Origin of the sequence: Sulfitobacter sp. HGT1, assembly GCF_013282155.1 — a bacterium.
Taxonomy (GTDB): Bacteria; Pseudomonadota; Alphaproteobacteria; order Rhodobacterales; family Rhodobacteraceae; genus Sulfitobacter.
The window spans coordinates 65,715-85,225 of record NZ_BLWI01000004.1 but is presented as its reverse complement, the minus strand read 5'-3'; the positions used below and the strand labels follow the sequence as shown (position 1 = coordinate 85,225).

The window sequence follows — 19,511 nt, the reverse complement described above, 5'->3', positions numbered from 1 at the left end:
CCCCGTCAGGCCGGTTTTTGTGCCAACTGCCATTTGATACGGGCAAACACCATTTGCAGGGCAAGCCCGGCAAAAACAAAGCTCATATCAAATATCCAGGGATCATTGATCAGCGCCGCTTTAATCGACTGGCCAAGGATCGACAAAACCGTCCCCAGTGCAAAACAGGCCAGACCGAAACGCCCCATCAATTCGATCGGCCAGACCCAGCGGCTGGCAGACAGGCGCGTGACCCAGCTTTGGGTCGACAGGAAATAAACCAGCGCCAGAATATGCAGCAACCGCGGGGCGGCAAGAAAGGTCTTGTCGAAATCCGCGATATAAAACGGGAAACCGACGTCACGCAGATGCCCCAGCCCGCCGCGCCCGAGAAGCTGCACGCTTTCGATTTTCACCCACGCCAGCGCAAGAATCAAAACCGCCAAAGACCCCCATTTCGCCCAGCCCACATCCGGAACAAGGCGCTGCCCGTCTTTCAACCGCATTCCGGCACCCAGACCGATGGCGAACAGAAACTGCCATGCAAAGGGGTTAAAGAACCACCCGCCTTCGTTCGGGAATGCAGGAATGTTCAGCCGCATTTCGCCGGTCATGATCCATAACAGGAACGACGCTGCCAGCATGATCCACATGCTCCGTTGTGCGATCAGGATCATGACCGGCGTCATCAACAACAGCGCGGCGTACATGGGAAGGATGTTTAAATACCCGAATTGATGCCCCAAGGTCGCGATGCCAATGGTCGCCTGAACGGGCGCGCCGATCCATGGGGCGACATTGTTGACCTCCCACATTTGTTCGGCACCAAACCAATAGGCAGCGCCCATCATGATCGCCAAACTGATCATCGTAATCACCAGATGCACCGAATACAGCGTCCAGGCCCGCCCCCAGCATTTGGCAACTGCACGCCACAGCGGCAAACGGACAAACGCCATCGGATAGGCCAGACCTGCCGCCATACCGGACATGAAAACGAACCCTTCGGCGGCATCGGAAAAGCCGAAATTCCGGTTGGTAAACGGCTCCAGCGGGTTGCCGGGAACGTGGTTGATGAAAATCATCACCAGCGCCAGCCCGCGAAAGAAATCGAGACGCGGATCGCGCGAAGACGCAGAAAGGTTTGTGTGAGGCATAGATCCAGACCGTTCAGGCAGAAATTTGTGCGGCAGGGGCAAGGGATGCGGCTGATCTGTCCAACCATTTGCCCATGATCCGCTGATGATCCGCGACCACCTGCGGCAGCGCGGCTTCTTCGGGTGTCAGAAACACCGGCCCGTCCGAGGGGTGCGAGCTGAGCCAGATCACGAGCGGGGCCAACAGCAACGGAATACCGATCGGCAATACCCACATCAAAAGGTCAGAGGCAAAAACATGCGTCAGGAAGATCACCCCGATCCCCCAAAGCTGAATCCACCAACCAGCCGCAAAGGCTTCGATCAGCGTCAGCCGGCCGTCACCGCGGGTCTGCGCAGGCCAGCCCCCGTCACGCCCCGACAGCACTTGCAACACCGCGCGTGTTTGCCACATCAGCATGATCGGCGCGTTGATCGACGACAGCAACAATTCACGCAGCATCCCGCGCATTGCAATCACTGCACCGCCAAATTGCGCCACCCGCCCGCGCAACACCGCATCCAGCAGGATCAACACCTTGGGCAGCACCAAAAGCCCGAAAACACCCACCGCCACACCGACCGCCTTTGATGTCTGGTCGGACGGAAAGACGGGAAACAACTGGAACGGTTCGGGAAAGAAATCCGGCTCGGGTGCCGTCGCGGTGGCATACAGGTTCGATGCAAGAAACATCATCCAAAACAGCGGTGCGATATAGCTCAGGATGCCTTGGAAAAACGCGAACCGTGACCATGCTTTCAGCCCGGGCGCAGAAATCACGCGGATATGTTGCAGGTTTCCCTGACACCAGCGCCGATCCCGTTTGGCAAAGTCGATCATATTTTCCGGCCCCTCCTCAAAGGAACCGTCAAGGTCGGGATCGACGCGCACCGACCAGCCCGCCCGCGCTAAAAGCGCGGCTTCGACATAATCATGGCTCAGGATATGCCCCCCGAAAGGCGGCGGGCCGGACAGTTCGGGCAAGGCACAGCTTTCGGCAAAGGCACGCACCCGAACCAGCGCATTGTGCCCCCAGAATGCGCCTGTCGACCCCTGCATCGCCGCCTGACCCTGGGCAAAGACAGGCGAATAGAATCCGGCGGCGAATTGCATCGCGCGGCCAAACCGGGAATGCGCGTTGATGATCCGTGGCAGGGTTTGCAGCAGGCCCAATTTCGGGTCGGCCTGCATCCGGCGGACCATTTCGGCCATAGTGGCCCCATCCATCAAACTATCGGCATCCAGAATAAGGGCAAAATCGTAATTCGCCCCAGACGTTTCAAAGAAGTCCTGGATATTGCCCGCCTTGCGCCCCGTGTTGCGGCGGCGGCGGCGGTAAAAGAACCGCACGGCTTTGCCCTGCGCCTTGCGGGCATCTTGGGCGCGGTCGTCCCACAGATGCACGAACCAGCGTTCTTCCTCTGCGCCCAATTGATCATTTTGCGTGTCTGACAGAATGGCAAAATCGAAATGTTCCGTCAGACCATGCCGTGCAATCGCATCATCCATAGCAGCAACCCGCGCAAAGACTGCGGCGGGGTCTTCGTTATAGACGGGCATCAAAATCGCAGTGCGGGTGGTAATCGGCGTAGTCATCGGCGGGGCGGGTCTGCGGCTGGCGACCAATCCCTCGACCGATTGCACGGCACCCCATGCCAGCCAGAACGTTGTGATAAACACCAAAGCAGACCGGACACCATCGACCCATTGATAACCGTCAGCCGCGCCAAACTGCAAAAACAGCGCAGCGGCACCGGCCCCAAGGCCAATGCTGACAACCAATGCAAAGACACGTGCCGAAAGCACGCCGCCTGGGGACGTCTTGGTATTCATCTCTTAGCGGCCGCGCGCCGCGGGGCCGAAGCTTTGGATCACACCAGCCAGAAACCGCCGCAGCTTGGTCTCTGTCACGGCAATATGTGCCATTTCGATCACCTGCTGGGGCATGGCCATGGGCGCATCCGGCAAAGCCGCGTCGCGCAAAATCAGCGCGGTGCGGCTTTCACACACAGAAATATCGGACATCAGGGCACCTGAGCGTTGGGTCGTCATGGGCGCATCCATTGGTAAATCCAGGTTTCGGTCAACTTGCGGCCATAACCGGCCACATGGGCGACAAGCTCCACCAGACGCTCGTTTTCGCCATCTACATCAATAACCAACCGCCACTTGGTGGTGTTTTCGATTTTGGACAGGGCGATATGCTGGATCTTGCCGTGTGACAAGGTGACGACGGGTTCCATCTTGGCGTCTGCGGGCAGATCGGCCATCAAGCCGCCGTCAAAATCGATGACAAATTTGCGCAGCGATTCCTTGGTGCCGGACACGCCTGATGTCCCGCCCTTGCCTGCGAGCGTGCTGACAATCCATGCACGATCACCGTCACGGTTGGTGCCAAGCGTACCCCACCGCAACCGATAGGAATAGTCGCGGCTTTCGCCTGCGCGCGGCATTTCGGACGGCACCCAAAAGCTGACGATATTGTCGTTACCCTCAAGGTCCGAAGGGATCTCGACCAGACGGATCGCGCCAACACCCCAATCCCCTTGCGGTTCAATCAATACCGAAGGGCGGTCGTGATACTGCGCACCGGCGTCTTGGTAATCGGTAAAATCGCGGTCCCGCTGGATCAGGCCAAATGATTTGAGGTTGGGTTCGTTAAGATAGGTACTGCCCAGACGGGGCGGGTTGTTCAGCGGGCGCCACAACACATCTCCATCCGTCCGCACCACCATCAAGGCGTTGCTGTCATGAACCTGCGGTCGGTAATCATCGAAGGTATCACTGTTCTTTTCATCAAACAGGAACATCGAGGTCAGCGCAGCGACACCCAACTGTTCCACGTCCTTGCGAAAATGCAGCTTGGCGGTGACATCAATGGTCGTCTCCGCCCCGGGTCGAATGACAAACTTGTACGCACCGGTGCATGACGGGCTGTCAAGCGACGCATACATCACAACGTCTTCCTGGCCTGCATTCGGGCGTTCAAGCCAGAACGCAGTAAAGCGGGGAAATTCCTCTTCGCCGCCAAGCCCGGTGTTGATCGCAAGACCACGCGCCGAAAGACCGTAGCTGCTGTTGCGCGCCAATGCCCTGAAATAGGACGCCCCGGCAAAGGCGACCAGTTCATCAAACATATCAGCCCGGTTCAGGGAGGTATTCAGGCGAAACCCGGCCACACCCGGTAACGGGACATGCTGCGGCACGCCCGGGGCAAGGTCGTCATAATACAGGAAATCGTCGGTCGAAAATTCCATCGGGGTTTGAATTCCATCGACCACTTCGTGAACGGCGACGGTTTGTTTGTACAGCCAGCCGGGATGGAACGCGTGCAGGTGGAACAACACCCCATTATCCGCCCAACGGGCACGTTTCGGGTCAAACTGGATCTTGCGGTAGTCATCGTAATCAAGGTCAGCGATGACTTCGGGGGCATCGGATGGTGCAACATATTCTGCCTGCGCCGCCTCTTTCATGCGTGCATCAAGCCAGTCAAAGGAAAACGGCAGCGGGGCAGCAATGGCGGGGGATTGTGTTTCAACCGCGCCCTGCTGCGCTGGTGAAACACGCGTTACATCATCCTGCGCAAAAGCACCGTGCGTAAAAGCGACAGCGGCAACAGAACTGGAGAGAGCGCCCAAGACAGCCCGGCGGCTGGGATGCAGGAGGCCCGTTTGCGAAGACCTGGATTTTATAGACATTGAAACCCAATAACTAAATTGAAGAAGGCTGGTACCCTGCACAAACGACTGAGTCGCGGGGAGAATGCATGGTCTGTGACCCAATATGTCCGGTTTCGCTGCACCGCCACATAAATATGCCGAACCGCTTGAGAACAGGCGAGTTTTCGCATGAGACCCCCGCGTAAACTGGCAGGTCTTAGCTCGCTTGCGGCTTTTTTGGGCGGCAACAGGTCATGAGGGAAGTAAAAGCAACGTCGGCACCGCGAAAACGACAGTTGCCAAACCATTGGCGATCCCGGGAGGACTCGAACCCCCAACATCCTGATTAGAAGTCAGGTGCTCTATCCAGTTGAGCTACGGGACCGTTGTGAAATGCTCATACCTATTTTGATTGAGATGATCAAAGCTAAATATCATCAAATGCGTCAGGATGCAGGTCTTGCCAGAATGCCTTGATCGCTTTGGTGTTCAGCGCCGACATCCATCCGTGCCGTTCAAAGTCCGCCCGCGCATCAGCCGTGTCGATCATCGACATAAACAGCCGCCGGTCGGCATCGCGCTGTGTGGGCGTGCGTGCGGCAACCAGATCGCGCACCCGCTCCAACAGCTTTGCGCGGGCGCTGGTCGGTTTGGCAACGGGGGCTTCGGCCTTGAAATCGTCGCGCAGCGCTGCTGTCAGGTAACCCACGGGGTTTTGCACGCCCCCCTGCCCCGCCACATAGGTAATCTTGTCGCCAACATGATCCTCGCCATGTTCGGCGATCCACTGGCGCGCCAGACGGTCGCTGACCCCCAAGGCTTGCAACCGGCTGTAAACATCCGATTTACGCACGCCTTCACCGTCATCCAGATCCAGAATGGCAAGCTGCGGGTTTTCGGTGATCTTGAACCGAATATCCGTGACCGCCCGCCCGCGTTTGCGAATTTCAGGCGTGACCACAATGTTCGACGTTTTGTTCACCTCGGCCACGGCGGGTTTGATGATCTTGGCGTTCAGCTGCTTGTAGACCGCGTAATAGGCGCTGTCTTCGACCCCCATAAGCCGCCGGAACAGATCAAGCGACCACCAGCCGGTGCTGCCCGTGCGAACAAACCGATAGCAATTCTCATAGAGCGCCAAGGCGTGACCGCTGGTGAACCGGCGCTGGATGTTCAAATTGATCAGCGCGAACACTTTAGGGTCGTTCAGTTTAGACGCTAATGCAGGGGAATACGCATATTCACATACCCCGCCCTTCAGCTTGGCATAGCTCAGCAAGCTGGAAACGCCCCATTCCTGCTGGCCCTTATCATCCAGCATATCCCATTCCGCCACGGTTTCAGCCAGCCCGCGCAAGGACTGTTTCAGCGTATCCATATCGTTGGAATTATAGCCGATCATCAGACACAAGGTGCGCGCGTCGATCATGTGGACCTGTTGGCTGGTCAGCGTGTCATAGGCGTTCAGCAACAATACGTTGCTCAACTTGCGTTGCAGCAGCGTCAGTTTACCCGACACATGAATCGCCGCCACGTGTTTTTTGACCGCCCCGCGTCGCAGGACACCGGTCAGCCGGTCTTTGGGGATATCAATATCCTGTCGTTTCATCGCTCTGCCCCTTGGCTGTCGGATTCGCGTCCGATCTGTTGCCTCGCGTACAGTTTGCGTTAAAAGGCACCTCAAAGCAATACGACGATGGGTGCCTTTCATCAGGGGCGCTCTGCCTCGGAATTCGATGGTTAAGGTGCCAATTTACGGGACGGCCCGAAAGACTGATTTGGCGAACAGACCCTAATGAGGGGAAATTAGACCCTAATCACCAGCCCACCGGAGATCGGCACCCTTCTTCCTGCGAATCGGTGCCTGTTCTACCGTATTCAGGCACCCTTTGACCTGTTCAATGGTACCTTTCAGCCTGTATTCAGGCACCCATATGCAGTTAACGCATTGAATTAATTCAAACTATCCGCAGCAAACATCTTAAAGAGACTAAAGACTCTTACACTTATATGTGGTGTTTCTTTGATTGAATTCCCAAGGTACGCAGAATTAACCGGATTCAGATTCACATAAGCCGTATGATGTGCGATAGATAAGCGGATACTCACTTGTTTCGCATACATGGCCGAGGACATATGTCATCCACTCCCAAAGCACCGACACCGTCGTATTTCAATATCGATCCAGAAGCAGCAGCAGCGCGTCTGTCTGATCCTATCGATACCGCACGATTCGCGAAAGCCGCTGCATTTGCCAGCAAAGGTCGGGATGATCTTGCCCGCCGTGGATATGCCCCGGATGGCAAGAAGCGCCTGCGCAAGTTTTCCACATGGGAAATATGCCGCTATCTGCTTGATGTCGCCCCTGCCCATCTGCGCCGCGTGTTAAAGGCGCACCCGGACCTGCCCCAAGGCAGCGGAGAGGCTGGATCGAAATGGTTCACCCTCGAAGAGGTGCTGCAACTGCGGGAGCATTTCGCGACCGAAGGGGCATCAAACAAGCAATATAAATCCTGGCGTCCCGAAGGGTTGCCGGCAAAAATTATCTCGGTTGCGAATTTCAAGGGCGGTGTCGGCAAGACATCAACATGCGCCCATCTGGCCATGTCGGCCGCGCTTGACGGGTACAAGGTTCTGGTGATCGACTTGGACAGTCAGGGGTCGATGACCTCTATCATGGGCGGTGATGTGCCGGATGAATGGTCGACAGCCTTCCCCCTGCTGGCCAAGGATTTCGCCCGCCACTTGCAAGATGAAAACGCGGTGCGCCGGGCGCGTGGAGCACCAGAGCTGCCGCTTGACGAGACCCTGACCGAAAGCCTCAAGGTTTCGCCGCGAAACCTGATCCAGCCGACCCATTGGCCTAATATCGACCTGATTGGTGCGCAGTTGAATTTGTACTGGGCAGAGTTTCAGGTGCCGGTCTGGCGGATGCAGGTCAAGTCCTGGCCCCTGTGGGATGCGCTCACCAATGCGCTGTCCTCCGAAGGGGCGATGGACGAGTACGACCTGATCTTTATCGATACGCCCCCTGCCCTCGGGTATCTGACGATCAATGCGTTGGCCGCCGCTGATATCTTGTTGGTGCCCCTTGGTGCATCGTTTCTCGAGTTCGATTCAACGGGCCGTTTCTTTGATATGCTCTATTCGACCTTTGCCAGCATCGAAGAAGGTGAAAACCGGATTCGACGTCAGGAAGGGCTGTCGGAAATGAAGTTCGAATGGGACGCGGTGCGTGCGCTGATCACCCGCTTTGATGCGGGGCAACAGACCGATCTGGCGAATGTCATTCAGGCGTATTTCGGAGATTTCATGACGACCTACCGGCAGGAAGTCACCGCAATGGTCGGGCAGGCCGGCGAGCAGGTAAACGGCATCTATGAGGCCGATTATCGGGAGTTCAACCGCGATACCTATGTCCGTGGCCGCGAGACCTTTGACCGGACTTGGGCTGAGGTCAAAGAGGTTGTTCTGGGAACATGGTGGCGCGATTTGCAGGCACTAAAGCAAGAGGAAGCGAACAATGGCGAAGCGTAGAAAACTCGAAGCCCCCTCTGCGGATGACATGAGCCGTATCGAAGAAGAGTTTCGCCGCGAAACCCCTGCCCGCGCAGCTGCGCCAATCGCTCAGGTGGCTGCTGATACGGCAGATGCCTATGAGGCTGGCACAACAGAGGAGCGCGCCGCACGGGCCCGCGACAGCGCCGAGGCGCAAAAGTTTCGCGCTGCTGATGCTGCGGGCCTGCTGATTTTCGAAATCCCGATCGACGCAATCGAACCCTTGTCGATGCAGCGCGACAGAACCGTTCTGGACCAAGAAGCGATGGCCGAGCTTGAACATTCGATCAACGCCAACGGGCTTCGCATGCCGATTGAGGTATACACTCTCAAAGGGTCGGCGTCTGGTCGGCAATACGGGTTGCTGTCGGGATACCGCCGTTTGATTGCGCAGCAAAACCTGTATGCGCGCAGCGGTGATGTCAGGTTCAAGGTGATCAAGGCGGTCCTGCGCGACCCAGACCAGATGGGTGGCGCTTTTGTTGCCATGGTCGAAGAAAACGAAATTCGCCAGGACCTGAGCCATTACGAGCGGGGCCGGATTGCTGCAATCGCCGCGCAACAAGGCGCGTTCGGTTCGACCGAAGATGCTGTTTCGCAGATGTTTGCCGCCGCGTCCAAAGCTAAACGAAGCAAGATCAAATCCTTTGCGATGATCTTTGAAGAGCTGGGCGATATGCTGGAGTTCCCCGAGACAATGCGTGAGAAAGACGGCCTGCGGCTGGCTGCGGGGCTGCGCGCCGGTGCCGAGCCACGGCTGCGCGATGTGCTGGGCGCGGGGCAGGGGGGTGACCCCAAAAGCGAATGGGCGCTGATCGAAAAAGTGCTGTCAGAACATCAAAGCGAGGCACCCGACCCGAGCAGAGGCGGCCGACCCAAAGCGGCACCCCCCGCGCCGGGTTGGAAGGGCAAGGATACCCTGACGACAGCGACGGGCATTACCCTCAAGCGTGAACTTGATGACAAGGGCTTTCTGATCCGCATCAGTGGCAGGGGCACATCAACCGACATGATCGAAGCGATCATGCAGGACATTCGTGAAAAGCTGGAAAAGGGTTAACCGTGACCCGCGATGAACCCCAAGGTGACGGCCGCCAGCAGGCCGTTGCCCGACAGATAGCCACTGTCACCAGACCCAGACACCCCGCAGGCAGCCCCACCGGCGGCATAGAGGTTCTCGAAGGCACCACCTGACGTCATCCGCACCTTGGCGGTGGCTGGATCAACCTCGAGGCCCCCTTGGGTGTGAAACAGCGCGCCAGTGACCTTGACCGCGCAAAACGGCGGGGCAAGGGCAGGGAGGTGCCATGTGCGGCCAAAAGCATCGGTGCCATTGGCCGGAATATCGGCGATGGACCGGCGCAATGCACCGGTGGGCAAGCCGGTTTTTTCAGCCAAACCAACCAGGGTTTCGTCGCGGATCACAGCGCCTTGGCTTTCGGCATTCTTGAAGTCTTCGAACTGCCGGGCGATCCCTGCGATCCGCGCATCAAAAATGACCCATGCGATGCCACCGGGCTGGCTCAACACAGCGCGGGCGGCTTCGGAATATCCCTGCGCCTCGTTCCAGAACCGAGCGCCATCGGTATTCACCTGAATGCCGCCTTCTGTAACCGTGGCCCAGGTGATCAAAATGCCATGGGGGTGGGCGACATTGCCGTGCCCTTGATACGCCCCCAGATGGCGCGTTTTGGCCCCCAAGGCCTCGCCCCAAGTGATCGCCTCGCCCCGGTTTCCGTCATGGCCAAACCAGACGGCATTGTCGATTTCCGACATATGTTTGGACACCATCGCGCGGTTCCCGCCAAAGCCGTTGCAGGCCAGTATCAGACGGTCACACCCGATTGTTTCGATGCTGCCATCTGGGACGGCAAGCTGCGCCCCTGACAAATGCGACCCTGCCGCGAACAACCGCGTTGCGCGGCGGTTGCAGATCAGGGGGATGTCCAATGCTTCGACACGGGCGCGCAGGGCATCGATCAATTCCCGGCCCGATCGTGTGGGCAGGCCATGCATCCTGCGGCGGCTGTGTCCGGGATAGTCAAAGTCGGTAACCAGCGAAAAGGGCAGGCCATGGGTATCGGCCAGCCATTCGATCACGGGACCGGCTGTTCGTGCCATCGCATCCACCAGATCGGCGTCGTTTTCATCATGGGCTTTGGCCTGAATATCGCGGGCGAAAAGCGCAGGCGTATCATCAATCTGTGCGCTTGCCTGAAATTTGGTCCCGGCGGCGGGTATCAATCCGGCGCTTAGTGCGGTTGACCCTGTGGGGACAGCATCGGCTTCGATCAGCAGCACGTCCTGACCCGCTTCGTGCGCGGCAAGGGCAGCCACCATCCCGCAGGCACCCGCGCCGATGATCAGGGTTTCGACCGTTAGCTCAAAGGCTTCGGGGGGCGGGCAGACATCAGGCGCTGCCATCAAATTTCTTCCCCATCGCCAGCATTTCCGGTGTGCCGATTGCAGCGTTCAGACCGTCAAAATCATGCATCCGGTCGGCAAATGCCTTGTTGGACCCGGTATTTTTGAGGCTGGCGTAATATTCCTGCGCCGTTTTCGCCAGGGCGCGCACGATGCCACCCGGGAAGATGACGATGTCAAACCCCATGTCCTGCAACGCTGTGGCCGAAGATATCGGCGTGGCCCCGCCTTCGACCATATTAACCAGCAGCGGCACCCGACCTTTGAACGCTGCCGCGATCTTGGACAGTTCGCCGCTATCACGCGGGGCTTCGATAAACAGCACGTCTGCGCCTGCTTCGATATAACTGCCAGCGCGGTCAATCGCGGCATCGAACCCTTCGACGGCAATGGCGTCCGTGCGGGCGATGATCAAGGTGTCATGCCGCCGTGCATCGGCCATCGCGGCGATCTTTCCGCACATTTCATCCTTTCCTATCAATGACTTATCGGAAAGGTGCCCACATTTCTTGGGGTATGTCTGGTCTTCGACCTGCAAGGCCGATGCACCGGCGCGTTCATAGCTTTGCATGGTGCGTCTTGCGTTCAGGGCGTTGCCGAAACCGGTGTCGGCGTCCATGATAACCGGTAGATCTGTCCGGTCTGCGATCAGGGCCATGGTATCGGTCATTTCCGATGCCGTGCTGAGCCCGATATCAGGGCGGCCAAGGCGCGTATAGGCGACAGCCGCACCCGACAGGTACAGGGCTTCGAAACCGGCATCGGTGGCAAGGGCTGCGGTCAGCCCGTCATAGACACCGGGGGCGATCAGAATTTCCGGATCGGACAGGCGTTTGCGAAGGGTCATGCCGCTTCTCCGATCATTGCAATTGCTCTGGCGCAAGATACGATTTCAGTCACTGATCCCAAGGATTTCAGCGTTGCATCATGAACATCATCATTAAAGGCAGCGCAGCCGTCGGACAGCAAGATCGTGTGTATGTCGCGCAGATGCGCATCGCGCACGGTGCTGGCGACACCGCCGTTGGTCACGATCCCGCCGATAATCAACGTGTCGATCTTCATCGCACGTAATATATATTCCAGCCGTGTTTGATAAAACGCTGAATACGCGACCTTTTCCACGGTGAAATCCGCTGGTGCAAGCGTATCGACCAGGGCATGGCCAAAACTGTTCGGGGCAAAATCGCCTTTGGTCAGAAACGGGCGCAGCTTTTTCAGATGCGCGGCGATCAGGGGTTCACCGTCGCGTCCGGGAACAAGCGTGAATTGCGCCGAGATATACGTCCCTCCGGCGCGGGTCAGAGCCTGTTTTACAGGGGCAATCCGGTCGGGCAGGGCCAGAATGCTGTCAGCGCCCTGTCCGGCACGGCCATAGGCCCCTTCAGGGTGCAAAAAGTCGTTTTGCAGGTCGATTGTCAGCAAAGCCGTGGATGATGGGGTCATGTCGTGGCCCTTTCGATCAGCGTGTTCCCGTAGGCGTCGACTTTGCCCACAAGGCCGGGTTCAATCAGCACGGTTGTATCAGGTTGTTCCAGAATGGCAGGGCCTGCGATTTCGGCACCTACCGGCAGTTCCAGACGATTGTACAGCTTTGTTTCATGCCAGCTATCCCCAAAATGCACCTGACGCACGCCCTTGAAAGCCGCCTCAACGCTGCCGCCTTTGGGGGCGAGCGTGGCCAGATCAAAACGCGGCCGCCGGCCTGTGATGGCAGAGCGCAGGTTGATGATCCGTCTTGTGCCGTTTTTCAGCAGCCTCCCATAGGTTGCACGGTACGCGTCATCAAAGGCGATGCCGATGCTTGCTTCGGTGGGGGGAATGACCTTTCCGTCAACCACGGACACCGGAAGGGTGACCGCCACGGTATGTGTCTGCCCAAGATAGGCCATATCGAGGGTGAATTCGGTATCGCGCCCTTCGAAATGGGTGCGGGCCGCATCAAGGGTGGCAAGGCCGCTGTCCACATGAGATTGCATAAAGCCGGTGAGGTTGGGCAGGTCTATGCCCGCAAGCGTCGCGTTGATCGTTTGGACGAAATCCTGCCGCATGTCAGCGATCACGCAGCCCATCGCCGAAGTGACCCCCGGATAGCGCGGGACGATGGACCGGGCCAGCCCGACCTCGTCCATCATGGCCCCGGAATGCAGGGCACCACCGCCACCAAAAGGCATGAAGGCAAAGCGTTTAGGGTCAAAACCCCGTTCAATAGAGACCAAACGGAGCGCCCCGGCCATGCGGCTGTTTGCAACACGCAGGATCGCTTCGGCGGCTTGCAGGGCGTCAAGGTTCAGGGGGTTGCCCACATGTTCAAGGATCGCTGCCTTGGCCGCTTCGACATCCAGACGGTCGAGTTTGCCCCCGATCGGGTTGTCGGGGTCAATGCGCCCCAGAACCACATTGGCATCCGTCACGGTCGGGCGCGTGTTGCCCTGGCCATAGGCGACGGGGCCGGGGGTGGACCCGGCGCTTTCTGGGCCGATGTTCAGCAGGCCGCCCTTGTCGACCCAGGCGATAGACCCGCCACCGGCACCGATTGTGGTGATTTCGATCATCGGAGACCGGACAACCATGCCGAAATCAATCGATGTTTGCGGCGACAGCATTGATTTGCCCTTGGCGATCAGACTGACGTCGAAAGACGTGCCGCCCATGTCACCCGTGATGACATCAGGGTAACCGGCCGCCTGCGCGATATATCCGGCAGCAATCACGCCAGCCGCAGGGCCGGACAGGGCGGTGCGCACGGGCAGTTTGGCGGCGGTATCGACATCCATGACACCCCCGTTCGACTGGACGATCATGAACTCCCCAGCAAAGCCGCCGTCTTTCAAAGCAGTCTCTAACCTCGCCAAATACCCCGAAACTTCGGGTTGCAGATAGGCGTTGAGGGCTGTGGTGGAGAACCGTTCGAATTCGCGTATTTCTGGCAAAATCTCGGAGGAGGCGGACACATGGGCATTTGGCCACATGGCACGTACTGCCTCGACGGCAAGGCGTTCGTTTTCGGCATTTGCATAGCTGTTTGCGAATAGGATCGCGCAGGCAAGGCAACCATCGTCAATCAACTGCTGCGCGGCCTGACGGACTGCATCCAGATCAACAGGTGTGCGGATGGTACCATCGGCGAGGGTCCGTTCAGGCACCTCAAGCCGGAGCGCGCGGTCGACAACGGGGGTGAAATCACCGCGCAGGCCCCATGTGCGGGGGCGGTCGCGGCGGCGCATTTCAAGCACGTCGCGCAGACCCATTGTGGTAATCACCCCGATTTTGGCTCCTTTGCGTTCAAGCAGCGCGTTGGTGCCGGCCGTGGTGCCGTGCACAACGACTGAAACGGTCGACAGATCATCCACCCGCTGGCTGATCCCGCTGAGGAAGCCGCCCGATTGGTCGGGGCGCGTGGTGGGTACCTTGGCCACTTCGGCGATACCGGTTGCTTCGTCCAGAACGAAAATATCGGTGAAAGTGCCGCCAACATCGACGCCGATCATGCGGTTTGAACTGGTCATAGCGATACCTCTTTCCAAGCGGGGCCATATGTTTCTGTGGCGTAAGCGTCGCTGAGCAGCCCGCCCGCAACATCACGTGCGACATCAGCAGGGGCGCGATCCGCTGCGGGGCCATAGCCGCCACCGCCGGGCGTATCGAGCCGCACGGATTGGCCGCGTTGCAGTTTGATCCCGACCATTTTTGACGCCATCGGCGGATTGTGCCAGCCGTCGTCCTGTTCATAGGCAAAGACGTTCATCGCAGCATCGCCGCCACCCGCAGCCCCCTTGGGGGCAAAACGCCCGCGTTCACCGAACAAGAACGCCGTGGCCGATTCCTCCAGCACCTCGATCTCGTAGGTGGCCCCCATGCCGCCACGGTGCATACCCGCGCCGGCACTATCGGGACGCAGCGCCCATTGTTTGAACATCACGGGATACGCTGCCTCCAGAATTTCCATCGGGGGAATGGTTGCGGTGGAAATCGGCGCGTTGCCGTGGTTCAGCCCGTCAGTTTCAATCGACCCGCCATGCCCGCCGCCATAGAAGCTGAACATCACCCAAGGTTGCCCGTTCGCACGTTTCCCCGAGATGGAAAGCGCGTTGATCGTGCCATAGGCATTGGCGACGACGCGGTCGGGGGCTGCCTGGGAGGCCGCGGCAAAAATCACGTCGATCATGCGCAAAATAGTCTCTGTATAACCGCCAACGGGGGCAGGGAAGGGCGCAGAGAGCAGCGAGCCATCCGGGATATTGACCTTGATCGGGCGCATCACACCGGCGTTTGCGGGCAAGCTGGGAAAGATGTGTTTGATTGCAACGTAAGCCGTGGCCACGGCTGTGGGCAGCGCGATGTTCACGGGCCCCGCACAGCGATCGGCAGTGCCTGCGAAATCGAGCGTCATGGTGTCGCCGCTGATCTCGAGCGCGACTTTGATCTTCAGCGGGACATCGGTGATACCGTCGTTATCCAGAAAATCCTCGGCTTCCCAACGGCCATCGGGCAGGTCGGTCAGTTCGGACCGCATCAGAACCTCGGCCCGGTCGCCAAGCGCATCCAGTGCTGCGCGCACGGTGTCGGCACCGTATTCGGCCAACAGTTCATCCAGACGCTTTACCCCAAGGTCCAGGGCCCCAAGTTGCCCGTTCAGGTCACCCTGAGCGGATTGCGGCAGACGGGTGTTGCGCATCAGGATGTCGATGATGTCTGTCTGAATGGTGCCGGCCTTGGCCAGCCGGACGGGGGGCAACACAAAGGCTTCTTGAAACGCATCGGTGGCAGCGGGGTTATAGTTGCCAGGTACAGCGCCGCCCACATCATGCCAGTGCCCGACTGACGCGAGGTAGCAAAACAGCTTTCCGTCGTGGAAATAGGGTCTAACAAGGCGCATATCGCTTAGATGCGTGCCACCAAGATGGGCATCGTTGAAGATATAGATATCGCCGTCTTCCAGATCACCGTTTTCGGCGGCCTTGTCGATCACGGCCTTTACGGCAAATGACATCACCCCGACAAAGATCGGCAGGCCGGATTTCCCCTGCACCAGCGTATCGCCCGATACAGCATGGTACAGCCCGTGGGATGCATCATGCGCCTCGGCGATAATGGGGTTAAAGGCAGCACGAAACAGGGTCGCGTCCATCTCGTCGGCGATCTGTTCCATCCGTCCGGCCAGAACGGCGAGCGTGATCGGGTCAATGTCTTGGGTCATGGGTTTGCCTTTGTCTCTGCGATATCGTTCCAGACGTCCTGCCGTGTCAGGTGGCCGTCGGTAAGTTCAAAACGGTCAATAAACCGGATGCCCTCAAAGGGCGTGCCATCGGGCCATTCGCCCGACAGCGTGCCACGGCAATATACAACGGCAGCGTCGCCCGGTGTTTGCAGGGCCTCAAAGCCGGAATAGGTTTTGGTGACGAATTTATAGCGGGGTTTTGCCCAGTCGATCAGTTGTTGCAGCTGGGTCATCGGCGCGGTGCCGGGGAAAGTCATGGTGAACCCTGCGCCCAGCATGTCGGCGGCCTTGTCGATGTCACGCGCTTCCATGGCGGTCAGATAGTCGCGCACCAAAGTGATCGGATCTGGGAGGGCAGGGGCCGGCGTGCGGTGTTGGCCACCGCGCATGTAGCCTGAAGGATCCAGATCGTGAATCATCACTGTCACGGCTTCGGGTGGGGCGGGAACCACGATTCGCACCGCATGGGTCAGGGCCTCGCAAAGGCGGGATTTGTCGCTGTCGCTATATCCTTGCATGACGTGAAGCTCGATAACGGGCATGTGGTCTCCTTGGCTAAGCTGTATTTTTTGTAATACAGATTATTTCATATGCATAGGTCAAATATTTTGCGTTTGAGCAGATAGATTTCTTGCGTTTGAAAAATCCGCCGCTAGGGTTGGAGTGAATTGAAGGGGTCAAGATGGCGCAAGGAATTACATCTTTGAAGGGCAGGGGGCTTCCCGAGGGGGGCAAGGCGCGGCGCGTGTATCTGCATCTGCACGAAGAGATCATGCGCGGCGTTCATGCACCCGGTGCCGTATTGCCGGGCGAGCAAAAGCTGGCCGTGACGCTGGATGTGTCGCGGGTCACGGTGCGCCGTGCGCTTGACGCATTGGAAGGCGACGGCCTGATCGAGCGGCGGGCAGGGTCCGGCACGACCGTGTGTGCGCCCAAGGTTTTTCCGTCGATGGCGGCGGATTTTAATACATTGATGCCGCAGCTGGTCGAGATGGGCCAGAACACGACCGCGCGGCTGTTGTCGTTCAGCTATGGCGCGGCCCCGAATGGTGTTGCAACGGCCCTTGGGCTGGATGGCCAGACCCGTGTGCAGGCAGCCGTGCGGTTGCGTCTGGTCGAAGGAGAACCGTTTTCGCACCTGACCACATGGGTGCCCGAAGACATCGCGCAGAATTATACCGAAGCCGAGCTTGCCACCACGCCGCTGTTTCGCTTGTTGGAGCGGTCCGGCGTCAAGGTTGACGCGGCGCATCAGACGGTCAGTGCAACGCTTGCCTCGCCCGATGTGGCCGAGGTGTTGGGCGTCAGCGTCGGAGCACCTCTTTTGTCGCTGGACCGTGTTGTAAAGGATGCCGAAGGGCGCGGTGTTGAATATCTGTCAGCGTTGTATCGCCCCGACATGTTCAAGCTTGAGATGGCCCTGACACGGGTGGGCGATGGCAAGGCCCGTCATTGGGAGCCGGTGATTAACCCGGCCCGCAGAGAGGCCGCAGAGTGACCGCGCCACAAACCATTCTCGCCAAGCTTTGGGCCGCGCATGAGATCATGCAGCGCGACGATGGCACGTCCTTGTTGTGGGTGGACAGGCATCTGGTTCACGAGGGGTCGCATCACGCTTTTGCCAAGCTGGACAGTCGCGGGATGAAGGTCGCGGCCCCTGATCTGACATTTGCTGTGGTGGATCACTACGCGCCCACCCGCGCAGGGAATGTTGCGGCAGATATTCGACGGATGATCAACACGTTGGGGCGCAATGCGCGTGCGCAGGGCATCCGTCTGTTCGATCTGCGTGATCCGGGGCAGGGGATTGTCCACGTGATCGGGCCGGAACAGGGTCTAACCTTGCCCGGATTGCTGATAAATTGCGGCGATAGCCATACCTCGACCCATGGTGCGTTTGGTGCGCTGGCCTTTGGCGTGGGGGCGACCGAGGTCGCGCATATTCTGGCAACCCAGACGATCTGGCAAAAGCGCCCGCGTGTCATGCGGATCACGGTGAATGGTGTGCTGGGGTCAGGTGTGGGTGCCAAAGATCTGGCGTTGCACTGGATTGCCCAACTGGGGGCCGACGGCGCGCGCGGCCATGCGATTGAATATGCAGGGCCAGCGGTTGAGGGGTTGAGCATGGAAGGCCGGCTGACCCTGTGCAACCTGAGCATCGAAGGCGGTGCACGGTTGGGGTTGATTGCGCCGGATCAGGTCACGTTCGACTATCTTAGGGGCCGCAAATTTGCGCCCAAGGGGGCGGATTGGGATCAGGCGATTGACGATTGGTCTGTGTTGAAAACGGACGAAGGCGCTGCGTTTGACCGCGAAGTCACGATTGATGCCGCTGCCATTGCGCCCACCGTGACCTGGGGCACCTCGCCCGAGGATGCCTTGCCGATTACAGGCCATGTGCCCGACCCTGCGCAGCTGAGCGGGGCCAAGCAAGAACAGGCCCGCGCGGCATTGGACTACATGGGGCTGAACGCCGGAATGCCGTTGGAAAGCGTTGCGGTGGATCAGGTGTTTATCGGCTCCTGCACAAACGGACGTATCGAAGACTTGCGACTGGCCGCCAAGGTGCTGGCCGGGCGCAAGGCCAAGGTGCCGGGGTTGGTGTCGCCGGGGTCGGCCGCCGTCAAAAAACAGGCCGAGGCCGAAGGGCTGGCGCAGATATTCACCGAAGCGGGTCTGGAATGGGCCGATTCAGGCTGTTCGATGTGCGTCGGGATGAACGGGGATCGTGTTGATGCAGGCAAACGCTGCGCGTCTTCGACCAACCGGAACTTCAAGGGCCGTCAGGGCCGCGGTGCGCGCACCCATTTGATGAGCCCCGCAATGGTGGCTGCAGCCGCCGTTTCCGGTCACCTTGCCGATGTACGCCCCCTGCTGGAGGGACGGTCATGAGCGGTTGGACAAAGATAAGCGGGCGCGCCGTGGCACTGCCGCAGGCGAATGTGGACACAGATCAGTTGATCCCCGCGCGGTTCATGTCGGCCCCGCGCAGCGATGGCTACGGGCCGTTTCTGCTGCATGATGTGCGACAGGACCAGCCCGATCATGTGTTGAACCGCTACAGCCACGCCGATGTGCTGGTCACGCGGCGCAATTTCGGCAGCGGGTCGAGCCGCGAAGCTGCGGTTTATGCGTTGGTCGATTTTGGGATCAAGGCGGTGTGCGCCCCCAGTTTCGGGGATATCTTTGCCAGTAATGCGGTGAATAACGGTTTGCTGCCCGCCCGTTTGACTGAAGACGAGATTGAAGCGTTGATTGATACCCTTGGCCAGGCCGATGCGCCTGCCACTGTCGATCTGTCCACCGGAACGGCAACAATCGGCGGCCAAACGCTGTCCTTTGATCTCGATCCGGTCTGGCAGCAAAAACTGGTGAACGGTTGGGACGATATCGACCTGACCGCACAGCATAACGACGAGATAACGAAGTTTCGCGCCGCACGGTTTGCAGCGCATCCGTGGGCTTTGCCCGCGACGTAAGGGGGTCTGCGCCCAAGGTCGGGCAAGGGTCAAACTAAATCGGGGTCCGCA

At 59.0% G+C, this 19,511-nt stretch carries 16 protein-coding genes and 1 tRNA gene; 5 read left to right on the top strand and 12 right to left on the bottom strand.

The genetic code is table 11. The features are described 5' to 3' along the window. Positions 1–5: 5 nt before the first annotated feature. The 6 genes from HGT1_RS04490 to HGT1_RS04465 all read right to left on the bottom strand — a co-directional run bounded on the left by HGT1_RS04490 (position 6) and on the right by HGT1_RS04465 (position 6,387). Positions 6–1,136: an OpgC family protein gene (locus HGT1_RS04490; RefSeq protein ID WP_176248739.1), complete on the bottom strand. Its 1,131-nt coding sequence runs from the start codon at positions 1,134–1,136 to the stop codon at positions 6–8. Positions 1,137–1,149: 13 nt separating this feature from the next. Continuing rightward, the gene (gene mdoH, locus HGT1_RS04485; protein WP_176248738.1) at positions 1,150–2,949 is read right to left on the bottom strand and encodes a glucans biosynthesis glucosyltransferase MdoH; all 1,800 of its coding nucleotides are present in this window, start codon (positions 2,947–2,949) and stop codon (positions 1,150–1,152) included. A 3-nt stretch (positions 2,950–2,952) separates the two neighbouring features. Next, positions 2,953–3,168, bottom strand: coding sequence for a hypothetical protein (locus HGT1_RS04480; protein ID WP_176248737.1), 216 nt, complete (start codon positions 3,166–3,168; stop codon positions 2,953–2,955). Then, positions 3,165–4,817, bottom strand: a complete 1,653-nt coding sequence (locus tag HGT1_RS04475) for a glucan biosynthesis protein (protein ID WP_176248736.1) — start codon at positions 4,815–4,817, stop codon at positions 3,165–3,167. The genes HGT1_RS04480 and HGT1_RS04475 overlap by 4 nt, the downstream gene beginning before the upstream one ends. Positions 4,818–5,086: 269 nt before the next feature. After that, positions 5,087–5,163: transfer RNA gene (locus HGT1_RS04470), tRNA-Arg, on the bottom strand. 42 nt (positions 5,164–5,205) lie between these two features. Then, positions 5,206–6,387: a replication initiation protein gene (locus HGT1_RS04465; RefSeq protein ID WP_176248735.1), complete on the bottom strand. Its 1,182-nt coding sequence runs from the start codon at positions 6,385–6,387 to the stop codon at positions 5,206–5,208. Between the two features lie 527 nt (positions 6,388–6,914). On the opposite strand from HGT1_RS04465, the gene HGT1_RS04460 reads away from it, so the two are divergent. After that, positions 6,915–8,315 (top strand): AAA family ATPase, encoded by a 1,401-nt coding sequence (locus HGT1_RS04460; RefSeq protein ID WP_176248734.1) that lies wholly within the window; start codon positions 6,915–6,917, stop codon positions 8,313–8,315. Then, positions 8,302–9,396 (top strand): ParB N-terminal domain-containing protein, encoded by a 1,095-nt coding sequence (locus tag HGT1_RS04455; protein WP_176248733.1) that lies wholly within the window; start codon positions 8,302–8,304, stop codon positions 9,394–9,396. The genes HGT1_RS04460 and HGT1_RS04455 overlap by 14 nt, the downstream gene beginning before the upstream one ends. Here the strand turns inward: HGT1_RS04455 and HGT1_RS04450 are convergent. Genes HGT1_RS04450 through HGT1_RS04425 form a run of 6 tightly spaced genes read right to left on the bottom strand, consistent with a single transcriptional unit; the run spans position 9,393 to position 16,523 of the window. After that, positions 9,393–10,760, bottom strand: a complete 1,368-nt coding sequence (locus HGT1_RS04450; protein WP_176248732.1) for an FAD-dependent oxidoreductase — start codon at positions 10,758–10,760, stop codon at positions 9,393–9,395. The two genes, HGT1_RS04455 and HGT1_RS04450, sit on opposite strands and share 4 nt — an antisense overlap. Continuing rightward, positions 10,747–11,607, bottom strand: a complete 861-nt coding sequence (locus HGT1_RS04445; RefSeq protein WP_176248731.1) for an oxaloacetate decarboxylase — start codon at positions 11,605–11,607, stop codon at positions 10,747–10,749. Before HGT1_RS04445 ends, HGT1_RS04450 begins: the two co-directional genes overlap by 14 nt. Further along, positions 11,604–12,206, bottom strand: a complete 603-nt coding sequence (locus HGT1_RS04440; RefSeq protein ID WP_176248730.1) for a cysteine hydrolase family protein — start codon at positions 12,204–12,206, stop codon at positions 11,604–11,606. The genes HGT1_RS04445 and HGT1_RS04440 overlap by 4 nt, the downstream gene beginning before the upstream one ends. Beyond that, positions 12,203–14,269: a hydantoinase/oxoprolinase family protein gene (locus HGT1_RS04435; protein WP_176248729.1), complete on the bottom strand. Its 2,067-nt coding sequence runs from the start codon at positions 14,267–14,269 to the stop codon at positions 12,203–12,205. The genes HGT1_RS04440 and HGT1_RS04435 overlap by 4 nt, the downstream gene beginning before the upstream one ends. Further along, positions 14,266–15,960 (bottom strand): hydantoinase B/oxoprolinase family protein, encoded by a 1,695-nt coding sequence (locus tag HGT1_RS04430; RefSeq protein ID WP_176248728.1) that lies wholly within the window; start codon positions 15,958–15,960, stop codon positions 14,266–14,268. Before HGT1_RS04430 ends, HGT1_RS04435 begins: the two co-directional genes overlap by 4 nt. After that, positions 15,957–16,523, bottom strand: coding sequence for a nuclear transport factor 2 family protein (locus tag HGT1_RS04425; RefSeq protein ID WP_176248727.1), 567 nt, complete (start codon positions 16,521–16,523; stop codon positions 15,957–15,959). The genes HGT1_RS04430 and HGT1_RS04425 overlap by 4 nt, the downstream gene beginning before the upstream one ends. A 140-nt stretch (positions 16,524–16,663) precedes the next feature. Between HGT1_RS04425 and HGT1_RS04420 the strand changes: the two genes are divergently transcribed. Genes HGT1_RS04420 through leuD form a run of 3 tightly spaced genes read left to right on the top strand, consistent with a single transcriptional unit; the run spans position 16,664 to position 19,460 of the window. Further along, on the top strand, positions 16,664–17,479 hold the full coding sequence (locus HGT1_RS04420; RefSeq protein WP_176248726.1) for a GntR family transcriptional regulator: 816 nt from the start codon (positions 16,664–16,666) through the stop codon (positions 17,477–17,479). Next, entirely contained in the window at positions 17,476–18,873 is a 1,398-nt protein-coding gene (gene leuC / locus HGT1_RS04415) for a 3-isopropylmalate dehydratase large subunit (protein ID WP_176248725.1), read from the top strand. The genes HGT1_RS04420 and leuC overlap by 4 nt, the downstream gene beginning before the upstream one ends. Further along, positions 18,870–19,460: a 3-isopropylmalate dehydratase small subunit gene (leuD, locus tag HGT1_RS04410; RefSeq protein WP_176248724.1), complete on the top strand. Its 591-nt coding sequence runs from the start codon at positions 18,870–18,872 to the stop codon at positions 19,458–19,460. Before leuC ends, leuD begins: the two co-directional genes overlap by 4 nt. Positions 19,461–19,511 lie beyond the last annotated feature (51 nt).

Bases quoted from the DNA above. Each gene is read 5' to 3' on its own strand.
- HGT1_RS04490 (WP_176248739.1), bottom strand. From the start codon at position 1,136: ATGCCTCACACAAACCTTTCTGCGTCTTCGCGCGATCCGCGTCTCGAT.
- mdoH (WP_176248738.1), bottom strand. From the start codon at position 2,949: ATGAATACCAAGACGTCCCCAGGCGGCGTGCTTTCGGCACGTGTCTTT.
- HGT1_RS04480 (WP_176248737.1), bottom strand. From the start codon at position 3,168: ATGACGACCCAACGCTCAGGTGCCCTGATGTCCGATATTTCTGTGTGT.
- HGT1_RS04475 (WP_176248736.1), bottom strand. From the start codon at position 4,817: ATGTCTATAAAATCCAGGTCTTCGCAAACGGGCCTCCTGCATCCCAGC.
- HGT1_RS04465 (WP_176248735.1), bottom strand. From the start codon at position 6,387: ATGAAACGACAGGATATTGATATCCCCAAAGACCGGCTGACCGGTGTC.
- HGT1_RS04460 (WP_176248734.1), top strand. From the start codon at position 6,915: ATGTCATCCACTCCCAAAGCACCGACACCGTCGTATTTCAATATCGAT.
- HGT1_RS04455 (WP_176248733.1), top strand. From the start codon at position 8,302: ATGGCGAAGCGTAGAAAACTCGAAGCCCCCTCTGCGGATGACATGAGC.
- HGT1_RS04450 (WP_176248732.1), bottom strand. From the start codon at position 10,760: ATGGCAGCGCCTGATGTCTGCCCGCCCCCCGAAGCCTTTGAGCTAACG.
- HGT1_RS04445 (WP_176248731.1), bottom strand. From the start codon at position 11,607: ATGACCCTTCGCAAACGCCTGTCCGATCCGGAAATTCTGATCGCCCCC.
- HGT1_RS04440 (WP_176248730.1), bottom strand. From the start codon at position 12,206: ATGACCCCATCATCCACGGCTTTGCTGACAATCGACCTGCAAAACGAC.
- HGT1_RS04435 (WP_176248729.1), bottom strand. From the start codon at position 14,269: ATGACCAGTTCAAACCGCATGATCGGCGTCGATGTTGGCGGCACTTTC.
- HGT1_RS04430 (WP_176248728.1), bottom strand. From the start codon at position 15,960: ATGACCCAAGACATTGACCCGATCACGCTCGCCGTTCTGGCCGGACGG.
- HGT1_RS04425 (WP_176248727.1), bottom strand. From the start codon at position 16,523: ATGCCCGTTATCGAGCTTCACGTCATGCAAGGATATAGCGACAGCGAC.
- HGT1_RS04420 (WP_176248726.1), top strand. From the start codon at position 16,664: ATGGCGCAAGGAATTACATCTTTGAAGGGCAGGGGGCTTCCCGAGGGG.
- leuD (WP_176248724.1), top strand. From the start codon at position 18,870: ATGAGCGGTTGGACAAAGATAAGCGGGCGCGCCGTGGCACTGCCGCAG.